At 55.9% G+C, this 13143-nt stretch carries 13 protein-coding genes; all 13 read right to left on the bottom strand.

The genetic code is table 11. The annotated features are described in order from the left end of the window. Complete coding sequence (gene spoIVA, locus H522_RS0108505) at window positions 1-1479, bottom strand: stage IV sporulation protein A (RefSeq protein WP_026961986.1); 1479 nt, start codon at window positions 1477-1479, stop codon at window positions 1-3. A gap of 262 nt (window positions 1480-1741) precedes the next feature. After that, the gene (gcvH, locus tag H522_RS0108500) at window positions 1742-2125 is read right to left on the bottom strand and encodes a glycine cleavage system protein GcvH (RefSeq protein WP_026961985.1); all 384 of its coding nucleotides are present in this window, start codon (window positions 2123-2125) and stop codon (window positions 1742-1744) included. Between the two features lie 116 nt (window positions 2126-2241). Then, entirely contained in the window at window positions 2242-3279 is a 1038-nt protein-coding gene (locus H522_RS0108495; protein WP_026961984.1) for an NAD(P)H-dependent glycerol-3-phosphate dehydrogenase, read from the bottom strand. Window positions 3280-3341: 62 nt separating this feature from the next. Then, window positions 3342-3935: a glycerol-3-phosphate 1-O-acyltransferase PlsY gene (gene plsY / locus H522_RS0108490; RefSeq protein ID WP_026961983.1), complete on the bottom strand. Its 594-nt coding sequence runs from the start codon at window positions 3933-3935 to the stop codon at window positions 3342-3344. A gap of 138 nt (window positions 3936-4073) precedes the next feature. Then, complete coding sequence (gene der, locus H522_RS0108485) at window positions 4074-5387, bottom strand: ribosome biogenesis GTPase Der (protein WP_026961982.1); 1314 nt, start codon at window positions 5385-5387, stop codon at window positions 4074-4076. A gap of 41 nt (window positions 5388-5428) precedes the next feature. Next, entirely contained in the window at window positions 5429-6826 is a 1398-nt protein-coding gene (locus H522_RS18450) for a radical SAM protein (protein ID WP_035453155.1), read from the bottom strand. 36 nt (window positions 6827-6862) lie between these two features. Next, the gene (locus H522_RS0108475) at window positions 6863-7486 is read right to left on the bottom strand and encodes a hypothetical protein (RefSeq protein ID WP_155836290.1); all 624 of its coding nucleotides are present in this window, start codon (window positions 7484-7486) and stop codon (window positions 6863-6865) included. A gap of 165 nt (window positions 7487-7651) precedes the next feature. Continuing rightward, window positions 7652-8812: a 30S ribosomal protein S1 gene (gene rpsA, locus H522_RS0108470; protein WP_026961980.1), complete on the bottom strand. Its 1161-nt coding sequence runs from the start codon at window positions 8810-8812 to the stop codon at window positions 7652-7654. 155 nt (window positions 8813-8967) lie between these two features. After that, window positions 8968-9567, bottom strand: a complete 600-nt coding sequence (locus tag H522_RS0108465; RefSeq protein WP_026961979.1) for a lysophospholipid acyltransferase family protein — start codon at window positions 9565-9567, stop codon at window positions 8968-8970. Continuing rightward, window positions 9560-10237: a (d)CMP kinase gene (cmk, locus tag H522_RS0108460; protein WP_026961978.1), complete on the bottom strand. Its 678-nt coding sequence runs from the start codon at window positions 10235-10237 to the stop codon at window positions 9560-9562. The genes H522_RS0108465 and cmk overlap by 8 nt, the downstream gene beginning before the upstream one ends. 237 nt (window positions 10238-10474) lie before the next feature. After that, entirely contained in the window at window positions 10475-10969 is a 495-nt protein-coding gene (locus H522_RS0108455; protein WP_026961977.1) for a hypothetical protein, read from the bottom strand. Window positions 10970-11041: 72 nt separating this feature from the next. Beyond that, window positions 11042-11680 (bottom strand): flagellar brake protein, encoded by a 639-nt coding sequence (locus H522_RS0108450; RefSeq protein WP_026961976.1) that lies wholly within the window; start codon window positions 11678-11680, stop codon window positions 11042-11044. 135 nt (window positions 11681-11815) lie between these two features. Further along, window positions 11816-13138 carry a PepSY1/2 domain-containing protein gene (locus tag H522_RS0108445; protein WP_026961975.1) on the bottom strand — a complete coding sequence of 441 codons (1323 nt, stop codon included), beginning with the start codon at window positions 13136-13138 and terminating at the stop codon, window positions 11816-11818. Between the last annotated feature and the right edge of the window lie 5 nt (window positions 13139-13143).

The raw sequence follows: 13143 nt of genomic DNA, 5'->3' as shown, positions 1-13143 counted from the left end.
TCAGAGGATAATGGCAATGAGACCGCCGCTGCCTTCGTTGATAATCCTTTGTAGGGTTTCGCGCAATTTATATTGGGCGTTCTCCGGCATCAAGGACAGCTTTCCAGAGATGCCCTCGCGAACGATGGCCGCCAGGGATTTGCCGAAAATGTCACTCTCCCAAATCTTGAGCGGATCCTGCTCGAAGTCTTGCATCAAATACCTTACGAGTTCCTCCGACTGCTTCTCTGTGCCAACAATCGGGGCGAATTCGGATTCGACATCGACCCGAATCATGTGAATGGACGGTGCCGTGGCCTTCAGCCGCACGCCAAAGCGCGATCCCTGTTTAATCAGTTCGGGTTCATCCAGCGTCATTTCTTCAAGCGCCGGGGGGGCAATACCATAACCGGTCATCTTCACCATCTTCAGGGCCTCCGCGACTTTGTCGTATTCCCGCTTGGCATGCACAAACTCTTTCATCATGCGTAAGAGCTGATCGCGACCGGTGATGCGCTCGCCCACCACTTCCGTCAAGACTTGGTCATAGAGTTCATCGGGTGCCGACAGTTCGATGACCGCGACCCCTTTGCCCATGTCCATATGAGACAGACCGGCGTATGAGACAAAGTCGTACGTACTAAACTGACTCACAACCCGGTCGATGTCACGAATCCGACGGATGTGCCGGATAGTTTCATGCACGGAAGTTTGAAACCTCTGCCTCAGCCAATGATCCTCATCCAGCACCATGACCCAATTCGGTAGATTGACATTAATCTCTTTGACCGGAAATTCGTAGAGGGCTTCGCGGAGGACCACGTTGATTTCATGCGTGGTCAAGGTTCCGCAGGAGAGCACAATCACCGGAACGTCATATTTTTCGGCCAACTCCTGGCGCAGGTCCTGCGCCTGTTGGGAAGCTGGATTGGCGGAGTTGACAATCACGACGAAAGGCTTGCCGAGCTCCTTTAATTCTTCCACGACCCGCTCTTCCGCCTCAACATATGCGTAACGCGGAATTTCGGCAATGGTCCCGTCCGTGGTTACGACGATGCCCAGGGTCGAGTGGTCACTGATGACTTTGCGCGTACCAATCTCTGCCGCTTCCTGAAACGGGATGGGGTCATCAAACCACGGGGTCGAGACCATTCGCGGCCCGTTGTCGTCTTCGTACCCGCGGGCACCTTCGACCGCGTAGCCCACGCAATCGACTATCCGTACGTTGACGTCCAGACCTTCCGCAACAGAGACTTCGACAGACTGGTTGGGAATAAACTTAGGTTCCGTTGTCATGATGGTGCGACCGGCAGCGCTCTGAGGCAGTTCGTCGGTCGCCCGCGTCCGGTCCGCTTCGTCTTTGATGTTCGGCAGTACGATGAGTTCCATGAATTTTTTAATGAACGTAGACTTGCCAGTGCGTACGGGGCCGACTACGCCGAGGTAGATATCGCCCCCTGTCCGCTCGGCAATGTCTTTGAATACGTCGAACTTTTCCACGCTTTCCTCCTCCTCGCGCAGCGGGCCAAAGCCCCAAGACTGTCCACTCTATGAGGACATTACATGTATATGCGGTCCTGCGCAGGCTATGCCCAGGAGGCTCGCCGTTCCTGACACTCGTTATGTATACGTGGGAAACGGAATCGTAGAACGCAGGTGGACATAAAGTTTGAGGAAAAACGGAAAATGTGTTCCGGGGCGAACCGTCGGTCCGCCCCCACATCCGGATTTAGCACTGGGAGGTCACATCAAGAGGCACATGTCATTGCGAGATGAACGACTCGTAGCCGTCCGCGTCCAAGAGAGCGTCCAACTCGGTGGTATCGCTCATTTCGATGACAATCATCCACCCTTCATCATAGGGGCTGCTGTTCATCAGTTCCGGACTATCGGCTAACTTTTCGTTCACTTCCACGACGGTTCCAGAAACGGGTGCGAACAAGTCGGAAACCGTCTTCACGGACTCGACCGTCCCAAAGGTTTCGTTCGCCCGAACTTCGGTTCCCACATCGGGGAGCTCGACGAATACAATGTCCCCTAACTCATCCTGAGCGAAGTGCGTAATGCCAACGTATGCACGGCCACCTTCGACACGAACCCATTCGTGTTCCTTGGAATACTTGAGATCTGCGGGGATATGGCTCATACCACGACCTCCTGGCGCTTCGTCTTCGACCTCGAACGGAATGCAAATGGAATTTGGATGCATGTCCAGTGTATCAGAATCTTCCCTTGGACACACCATCCTTTTTACACATCTTGCTACGCGAGCCACTGCGGAATCGCTCCTGAAATCGCCACCTCTTCAATCTCGTGGCTCTTCGCCCGGCCCATCAATTCTTCCACCGCATCGGCAGGTCTCTTGCCGGTGAAAAGGACCTCGTAAAGGGCCGTGGTAATGGGCATCTCTACCTGATGCTCACGGGATAATTCCACCGCCACGCGGGTGGTCTGAATCCCTTCAACCGCCATGCCAACCTTCGCAAGCGCCTCGGCGAGACTCATGCCCCGCCCCAACATCTGTCCGGTACGGAAATTTCGACTATGCTGGCTGGTACAGGTCACAATTAGATCGCCAATTCCGGACAAGCCAGCAAACGTCATCGCTGCGGCTCCAAGCCGCACACCCAAGCGTGTGATTTCTGCGATCCCGCGTGTCATCAGGGCAGCCCGGGCGTTATCTCCAAACCCAAGCCCCTCGGCCACTCCAACCGCAAGGGCAATGATGTTCTTGAGCGATCCGCCGATTTCCGCGCCAATGATGTCTGGATTGGTATAGACCCGCAGACTCGGATTCATGAGCACGTCTTGAACCCGTTCGGCTGTTGACCGACACGTGGAAGCCGCGACGATGGTGGTCGGCATCGACGCAATCACCTCTTCCGCGTGACTGGGCCCGGTAATCGCGCAAATCTGGTGGAGTGGCCGACCGGTCATCGCGTGCAGTAAGGTACTCATGCGCTGTTTGGTGGACGGATCGAACCCTTTGACGGCATGTGCCAAGGTGCTGCCTGGTGGCAGCAGTTGGCTGGTCATTTTCGCAAGCTGAGACATCGCGGCCGAGGGGACCGTGTACAAAACCAGCTCAGCTCCCTCCAGGGCTTGTGCCAAGCTGTCCGTAGCCACAAGCCCTTCGGGCAGCGGGTGGTCCCCCAGATACCGCCTATTCCGATGCACTTCATTGATCTCATGCACGGTTTCTGAACGCCGTGCCCAGATTTGCGTTTCATGGCCGTTGCGAACCAGTACCGCCGCGAGTGCCGTTCCCCAACTGCCCGCCCCAAGAACTGCAATCCGCATGAGTAATCCCTACCTCCCTGGGCCTTCGGGCGATGTATGGCTTGGTCACTATTGCCCCATTCTCAATCGTACTTGCCGAATATCTTGTGTTCCTCGCGCCGGACTAGTCGCCCGATGTTCGCTCGGTGTCGATAAAATGACAAAACAGCGGCCGCGCAGGAAAAAAGAAACGTTCCGACGTGTGGGTGGATGAGCAGGATAAACACCGGGGCCAAGGTGACAAAAGCAAGTGCCCCCAAAGACACGAACCGGGTTACGCTGATTAGCAAGACGGCCAAGATGCCAGCACAGATAGTGGGCAACGGTAGCAAGAGTAGATACGCTCCAATGGTGGTGGCCACTCCTTTTCCGCCCCGAAACCCGAAAAACACGGGCCAGTTATGGCCGACAATGACAGCGAGCGCCGATAGGTACAAGACCCAAGGGTTTCCGTTTCCCAGTGCATGCGCAAGCAAAACGGCGACAACGCCTTTGAGAACATCCAAAACAAGGACAACGATTCCCCACTTCAGGCCGAGCACTCGCAATGTGTTGGTCGCACCGGCATTTCCGCTTCCGTGCTGGCGTATATCGATTCGGGCTAACCAGCGGGCTATCAGCGTACTCGTCGAAATGGAGCCTATGAGGTACGCCAAAAACATGCTCACTACCAGCACGAAACAATTCCTCCCCCGTTCCCCGGCGATACCGTCGGGCACCAAGACCGCTTCCCCGGCGCGGCCTTATCACAAGCCGTGACCCCAACTAGCATATCACATCTTGCTTTATGCTTTAAAAGGCTATCTGGACACGCATTAATCGCGTTCGCGAACACGCAGGCGAATGGGCGTTCCTTCAAAACCGAACGCTTCGCGCAGGCGATTCTCCAAATAACGCTCGTACGAAAAGTGCATAATTTCGGCGTTGTTTACGAAGATGACAAACGTGGGCGGTTTGACGGAAACCTGGGTGGCATAAAGGATCTTCAACTTTCGCCCCTTGTCCGTGGGTGGCGGGACCGCCGCCACCGCATCCTGAATGACGCTGTTGAGCGTTGACGTAGCAATCCGCATCGCGTGCATGTCCGCAATCTCGCTGGCCAGCGGCAAGATTTTTTGCGTCCGCTGCATGGTACGCGCCGAGACAAACAACACTGGCGCCCACTTCATGAATGGGAAGGATTCGCGAATCTTCTCCGTAAACCGCTGAGCCGTCTTGTCATCTTTGTCGACGATATCCCACTTGTTGACAATAAATCCGATGGCACACCCTGCGTCCAATGCGTATCCGGCAATCCGTTTATCCTGTTCAGCAATGCCTTGTTTTCCGTCCAAGACGACAAAAGCTACATCTGTTCGCTCAATCGCCCGCAGCGCGCGTAGGACACTGTACTTCTCGATGTTTTCGTACACCTTGCCGCGGCGTCGAATGCCCGCCGTATCGACAAGGATATAGGGCGTTCCGTCCACTTCGATGCGCGTATCGACCGCATCTCGGGTCGTCCCCGCCACATCGCTGACCATGGTCCGTTCCTCTCCGCAAAGCGCATTCACCAGCGACGATTTGCCTACGTTCGGTCGACCAATGAAGGCGATGCGAATGGCGTCTTCGTCGTCCTCTTCGTCCTCGGTATGCGGCAGGTGTTTGAGGACCGCGTCCAGGAGATCCCCCGTACCACTGCCGTGTTCCGCCGATATCGGGAACGGATCGCCAAAGCCGAGTTCATAAAAGTCATAAGCACCCGCATGATGCGTGGGATGGTCCAATTTATTCACAGCCAGAATCACGGGTTTGGCTGATTTACGAAGCAGTTTGGCCACGTCGATATCCGCATACGTCACGCCGCTTCGGCCATCGACGACAAAGATAATCACGTCTGCCTCGTCAATGGCCAGCTCGGCCTGCACCCGAATCAAGTTGACAAACTCATCTGCCTCGTGCAGCTCAATGCCACCCGTGTCAATTAAGGCAAAGGGGATTCCGTTCCATTCCATGCGCCCGTACAGGCGGTCTCTCGTGACGCCCGGCTTGTCCTCGACGATGGCAATCCGTTCCCCGAGAAGGCGGTTGAACAGCGTCGATTTCCCGACGTTTGCTCGTCCTACGATGGCGACGACTGGTAGAGCCATGCCGAAAAACTCCTTTTCCGTTTCATCCTATATCACGAATATCACGAAGACGCGCGCAAATCCTGCGCACCCAATCCCTCATCCATGTTGCGTAGCGTCGCTTCGTACCGTCGGCGCGGCGGCAACGCCTGCGTGTAGCCCAGTACGCCAAACAAAAGGCCGCGCCCCGTAGCCGGCACCACGGTCACCGGTTTCCCGAGCTCCATCGATAACCGTTCCACCGTCCAGTCATCCAAAAATACATCTTCTTCGTCTTTCAGCATGATGTCCGGCAACAGCACAGTGTCAAACGCTTCAATTCGACCGGACAACTGCTGCGCGATATCCTGCCCGGTAAGCAGGCCCGTGACCGTCACGTGATGTCCGTAGAAGTCGTTGACCACCGGAAACACCTCGGTTGTAAGTCCCGCAATCCCGTCTAGGCGCGCCAATGAATTGCGAATGGTTTTGGCGGCCGATACAGCGGTGACGACGGCCACCTTGCGGGAATCCCCATTGACACGTTTGGGAACGTATGGCCACGCCTCTTCCAGCTCATCCAGAAAGGTCCGAATCACGCCGACGCCGTTTTCCGTTTGCCCGAATTCATCGTAGTACTCCGACGGAGGCACGTCCATATCCGCGAGGACATAAAATTCATCGGCCGCGTGGACGAACGAAGCACGCAGCTTGGGCCGCAGTTCATCCTGCCAAGCCCGAACCTGAGCAATCACCTGCCTGGCTTCCTCCGGGGTACAAGGGCGGAGCTTGTGCAGACCCCGCCGGTGTTTGGTTAACCCCACGGGCACCACGGACAGGGTGCGCACCGCCGGGAAAAACGGGTATAGGTCGCGAATCGTGCGATCCAGCTCAGGCCCATCGTTCCACTCGGGGCATAGGACAACCTGCGTGTTCATCTCAATCCCGTGTTCCGCCAAGAACGCAATCTGGCGGAGAATTTCACCTGAACGTTTGTTCGCCAACATGCGCACGCGCAATTCCGGGTTCGTCGTGTGCACGGAGATGTTCAACGGCGACATCTTCATGTCGACAATCCGCTGTAACTCCTCATCCTTGACGTTCGTCAAGGTGACAAAATTCCCATGGAGGAAGGACAAACGGTAGTCATCGTCGCGAACATTCAAGGTTTCGCGCATGTTTTTCGGAATTTGGTCCACAAAACAAAAAACGCACTTGTTGTGACAGAGTCGAACGCGATCCACCGTCGGATGTTCCCAATCGACACCCAATCCTTCATCGTAGTCCTTTTCGACTTCAATGATCCACGTCTCGCCGTTGGCCCGTTTGACCTCAAGTTCCATTTCTTCCGTCGCCAGCGCATAGGAGAGGTCGATGATATCTTTAATGGGTTGTCCATTAATCGTCAGAATTTCGTCTCCAGGAGCCAATTCCAGCTCCTCGGCCAGAGAATTCGGCCGAACCCTCGCAATCCGAGGCATTTTACCACTCCTGACGGATAAGATGTCATTACACCATTATGCTCGATTTGGACCAATTTGGTCAATACGCCGAGCCACACGAGCCCGCCCAACGCTGACCTTCCCCGTCGAAACGTATTCGACCGATTCGCAAACCAGAAAGACCAGCAAGCTCGTCCACAATTCCCCGAGAACGGGAAACCACGGTCCCAAATCCACCCATGTGGGCCTATCCGGTTGTTCTAAGAACGCGGCTAGACCGGCGCCCACCACTCTCTCCTCCAGACTCCCCGCAACCCTCAACCACACGAGTGCAGCCGCCGCACCGAGCAGCACTGCGACCGGCACGCCGTGCCAGGACGCGAACGGGTACACCTGGTACAAGATGAAACGACAGACGCCCCCCAAAGCTAGGGAGGCCCACAATAGAGACCACATGGGTTTGTCACTGCTGCGAAAGATTCGTATCACCGAGCGCACCCACAACACAGATGGGACTGCCAAGAGCCATGGTCCAGGGGGCGTAAGCGTCTGGACAAAAACAGCCAGCAAATTGAGGGTGTGGCCGCGGACAAGCGCGCGGCTCGAATCAGGATGGCGAGGAACGGCGAACGCCTGACGGACGCTCGCAAAAGCAAAGGCCAACGCGTTGACGACAAGCAGGAGATACAAACCGTTCAACCGCCCTCCCCCCTCCGTCAAGAGGTGCCCCTTTACCATCATTCGGTATTATTTCCCCAAAACGCAAAAAGACGCACAACGTTCCCATTGTGCGTCGAGACGAATTCCGGACGACCGGTCATCCGGGGGGATGCTCTCCGGCGCCCGTTGGGTTTATGCAACGAATCAGCGCTTGAAAAGGTCACCGAACAAATCGCCCAAAGTCGCGCCGGTACCGGAATGGGTGTCGTTCTGGCGGTCATACGACCTGTCCGGCTGGCGAGTCATGCCTGCCAACGGATCGTCACCGGCCTCCTTGATGGAGAGGGAAATCCGTTGCCGATCCGGATCGAACGAGAGGATTTTGACACGGACTTCCTGGCCCGGGCTCAAGACATCCGCCGGATGAGCAACGTGTTGGCGGGAAATTTGCGAGACGTGAACGAGGCCTTCCAGGCCGGGACGCAGCTCGACGAACGCCCCAAAGTCGACGACACGCTTTACCGTCCCGGTGACGACGTCGCCCTCGTGAAATTCATCCACATAGCGCTCCCACGGACTTGGTTCGGCCTCTTTCATGGACAGGGAGATACGTCCAGCTTCCGGATCGACACGCAGGATCTTGACCTGGACCTTGTCCCCTTTCTTAACGATCTCGGCCGGGTCATCAACATGGTGCCAAGCCAGCTCCGAGATGTGGACCAGCCCATCGACGCCGCCAACATCGACAAAGACACCGAAATTGGTCAGGCGTTGCACGGTGCCTTCCACCACGGCGCCCTCTTTAAGAGACCGCATGATGTTTTGCATCTGTGCCTGATGCTCGTCGTCCAGAACCGCCTTGCGGGAAAGTACCAACTTATTGTTTTCAGGGTCAATCTCAATGACGCGAACGCGAATGGTCTTATCCTTGAATTCGTTCAGGTCCTCGACAAAATGACGATCTACCAATGAAGCCGGAATGAATGCACGTACCCCTACGTCTGCCACCAGTCCACCCTTGACCACGTCCTTGACGACGACGTCGAACGCCTCATTGTTCTCGTATTTGCGCAGTAAATCTTCCCAAGCGTCGACAGCGTCGGCTTCCCGCTTCGACAGCACGACCACTTCCGAGTCCTCATCGATTTTGAGAACCTTGGTTCGCACAGTGTCTCCCACCGCGACGACCTCGCTAGGGTGATCGATGCGCAATGCGGAGAGTTCACGAATGGGGACGATACCTTCAAATTTATATCCGATATCCACGGATACCTTTTTGTCGTCAATGGCCGTGACGGTACCGCTGACGACGTCCCCCGGCTGCAGTGCTGCGGTGTTCAACATTTCTTGTAGCTCCTCAGACATCCAAAGCCCTCCTCATGTCACCACAAAACTTTGTATAGTACTCCCGATTTCCAACACGGGCGCTGGAAACCGAGCCATACGCGACCGATAGTTGTTCCATAGTATGCGGCTTCCCCGGCCGGCCAATGCCATCAGCGACATATCTACATAAAACCTCAAGCATGTCCCTCGTTCAGCAGGGCTTGAATGTTGTCCATCAGCTTTGCCAACAAGGACTCATTGCTCTCATCGGATTGCGGCTGAATCGGTTTGCCGAAACGAACGGTCAACGGTCGGCGAAACTGATACGGACCAATGATGGCCACAGGTACAATGGGGCACTCAGCGCGCCGGGCAATGAATGCGACCCCGGTCAGCCCCTTTCCTAAGCGTCCGTCCCGCGAGCGGTGACCTTCCGGAAAAATCACCAGGCAACCGCCCTGTTTGGGGACCGATATGGCATACTTAATGGCAGCCGTATCGCGCAGTCCCCGACGGACAGGGAACCCCCCCAACCATCGTAAAAAAGCCCCAATTGGCCGAACTTTGAACAACTCCGCCTTGGCCATAAACTGAACGTATCGCAATGTACAAATCCCAATCAGGGGCGGATCGAGATTACTGATATGGTTGGAGGCGAGAATCACTGGCCCCACAGCCGGAATGTTCTCCGCTCCCACAACGCGAAACCGATAGACAACCTGAAAAAAACGGGTCACGATGAAGCGTGCGATGCGAAAGAGAAAAGTCTGACTTGGGTCAGTCCGCCTACTCATGCACGACCTGCTCCACAATGGAGAGGATTTCCGAGACAACCTCTTCCACCGAACGCCCCGTCGAATCGACATACCGCGCATCTTTGGCGGCCATCAACGGAGCCACTGCGCGCGAACTGTCCTGACGGTCCCGTTCTTCGATGGATCTCGCCAATTCCGCTTCAGAGACCGCAAATCCCTGTTCGGCCAATTCCCGGCTTCGTCTGCGAACACGTTCCTCGAGACTGGCCGTTAAGAATATTTTGACGTCAGCATCTGGAAGAACGACTGTGCCAATATCGCGGCCGTCCATGACGACCCCGTGGTGGCGGCTGAACTCCTGTTGCCATTGAGTCAGCAACCGCCGAACGCCCGGCTTTGCGGCCACCCGTGAAACCTTCTCTGAGACTTCTGGGGAGCGCAAATACGGTGTGACATCCTGACCATCCACGAAGATGGTAAAAGTGCCGGATGACGTCTTCTCAAGACGCAGTGGATGCTCGTGTAACAACCGCACCAAACCGGGTTCGTCGTCGACATCGACGTGATGCTGATTAGCCAACCACGCCACGGCGCGATACATGGCGCCTGTATCGAGATAAAGGATACCCAGTTGCTTGGCGACCGCTTTCGCGACCGTACTCTTGCCGGCACCGGCCGGTCCATCAATCGCAATGGAAATACGGCTCATACGCGAATAAACCCCTACGATTCCGTCTTTGCTTGCTTCGCTCGCAACAAACAGGATGATGCCAGGCTAGAAAATAAGAAAAGCAGGCCATCGCCCGCTTTTCATAAGCTCTCACTGAGCCAATTCCTATGCCCCATTTGACACCTATGGTTCAGATGCACGACAGCGCGAGCGGGTAACTGTAGCGCTATACCAGTAACCATATAGTAGCATAGGTAATCGACGGTCGCAATGCGGCTAGACCGTGAACTTTGTGCTCGGTAAATCCACCCGGTTTTGATGGGGCCCGAGAACGGCCGTCCAACCCGGCGCGGGGCTGAGGAGCCGAGGATTATCGTGATCGACCTCGACGGTCAGGTCATGCTCCAGCAGCGGTGCGTACAACATGATCTGGTCACCATCCCGCACGGTGAGCGAAAACGACGCTCGTTGAAAAGACCCGGCCGAGTGCCCATTGCGCAACACCTCAATCGGTGTATCCACCGCAGTGACGGGAGATAGGTAGACCTTGATGGTCGCCTGCTCCACCTGCGCGCTGGCGGGGATAACCTCTTTCGGCACCGCTTGAAACCGGTTAGCGGCCATATCTATTCGCGCGCGAACGGTCGGGATTCGCTCCACGCCCTGAACGAGCAGTGTGAAGCTTAGACAGCCGGCGGCCACCGGCAGCAAAAACCGGTCGATACGCTCAATCACGCCCTGAAACCGACGGTAGGCTGGGTCTTGCGACACAGGCATCCCTCCACCACTTAAGGTATGCCTGACCGCCCCTGGACATGCTAACCGGCTACCGTTTGTTTTGGTTTAAAGCAAGGCTCGCTGGCGCGCAAACGTATACTGAATAATGCGCTGGCGAACGGCCTCCTTCATTCCGACAAAGGTCATCGATGCCACGGCGTACCCAACGTCGTTGCGATCGGTGACACGAAGGACATGACACTCTGCCTCAACGGGAAATTGGTTCGTAGGTAGAGAAAAGAAAACTCGTACGGACATCCCTGGATGAAGTCGCACATCGCGAGGGACGAGGAGTGCCAGGCCGCCTCCGCTGATGTCGCGCGTGAACACGTCATCCAGGCGCTTTCGGTCACCCTCTTGCCACTCCAATCGGACCGGAATGTCTGCGGGAACACGCACGTATTCCCGCCGTTGTTGGCGGCGGATTTCCTCTCGCCGCGGGGAACGAATTTGCCATGCGGGCAGCGGCAGATGGACCTGTCCCAGAACATCGGCGAAAAAACTGCATAAGGCACCATCACGTGCTTGATACTCAACCCAGATGTTTGGTCTTCCGGCGAGCTGCAGCGGTTGCTGTGACGCACTCGCCACCGGTTCATCCAGTAGCCAGTATGTATCGGTGACGTCGAGGAGTTTCGACAAGGAATGCTCTTTACCCGGCTCCTCCCGAAGCCGCAGCCATTGGCCAACGACTGGCGCTTTCATTTCCCCCACCCCCATATCCAACATTATAAGGCAATGTAGCTGGGGAAAGGGATAGTTCTGACAAGGTCAGGTCTGGGCCAAGACAGGCACGCGGTTCCGCACACGCACGGAACCGCATGGTCGTCACTGGGTGGCTTAGCTGTGGTGGGTGAGTTGTTCGATGTCTATCTCATGTCCCGTATGGGCGTTCATGAACACCCGATAGGTCTCCCCGTTTTCGGTGCCGTAAAAGGCGACTGCGGGTTGATAGTTGCCGTTTTTGTCCTTGACGATGCATTCCCGGCGCATGCGAACCTGGAAAGACGGATGCAAACGTTTTTGCAGCTGGTTTGCGGAATATACCCGTGAAGGAACGGCATCCACCGGATAATAAAAGTAGTTGCTCGCGTCATAGCCGATGATGCCGCCTTGGTCGAGGGCCACCTTGACCGAGATGGTCTGGCTCATCACCGGCACTCCCTTATACAAGGGTGCGAATACGTAATACCCTGTCCGGTCGTATTGATACGAATTCAGCAGCTCCACCGCCGTGAAACCGCGCCGCTTTAACCAGGACTCGGCTTTCCGTTCCGCGTCGCTAAAGTCATACGTACCCTTGCCCATTTGATAATCCACTTGAAATGACAACACGTGACCGCCGCTTTGGCTAACCAGCGCCCGCAAGTGCCCCCACTTTGTCGATCCGGTGACGATAAACTCTGGCACCTTTGAACCTTTATCGGTCATCGTGGCATGCCAGTTTTGGCCCACGCCCACGCCAAGCACTTGAGCAACCGCGCGTTTCGCGTCGGTGGCTGTAACCTTCTTCTCGCCCCGCAAGGCGTTGGTGCTCGGACGATGTGGGGTAGCTGGGGTTTCCTTCGTCTCGGCAAAGGCGCCAGCTGCCTTATCCATCTTGTGGAATCCATCGACAATTTGGTTGTCTGTCTTCTGCTGTCTTTCCTGTTGTAGGGCCTGAGTAACACTCAGCCAGCTGAGCCGCTGATTCAACACCGTCCCCTGCATCTGGTTGAGGGATGTCGACATTTTATGCGCCTGTTGGTACATCTTTTGAAGCTTACTGTGTACGTTTTTGTCCGTCGGTGAAGCACCCTGAGTCAGCCACTGATCTGTCTGTTTGCCGACATTGGCCAGGAACTGTTGTGTATGGTGCGTCGGCATCAACTGCAACGGAAGGTTGCCCACGTCGTCTTGCGCAATGCTGCTCAGTCGCCAGACATTCCGTAAATGCCCCTGAAACGAAGCGGTGTCTCCACTCACCAATGCTTTTCCTAATTCCTCTTCTAAATGATTGGCGTCCGTTGTCAAGTTATGAAAGGTGCCCTCGTAACGGCTCTGTACTTCCGCCGCAAGAGCCTGTTTTTCGTGATACTGACTATACCCCCACCAACCGAGACCTCCGCCCACAACCACGAGCGCGGCCACCGGTATGGCGGCCCATGTAGTGCGCTCTAACATAACGA

The organism is Alicyclobacillus herbarius DSM 13609 (genome assembly GCF_000430585.1).
Classification (GTDB): Bacteria; Bacillota; Bacilli; order Alicyclobacillales; family Alicyclobacillaceae; genus Alicyclobacillus_G; species Alicyclobacillus_G herbarius.
Note: the sequence above shows the minus strand (reverse complement) of the source record. Positions and strands in the feature narration are given on the sequence as shown.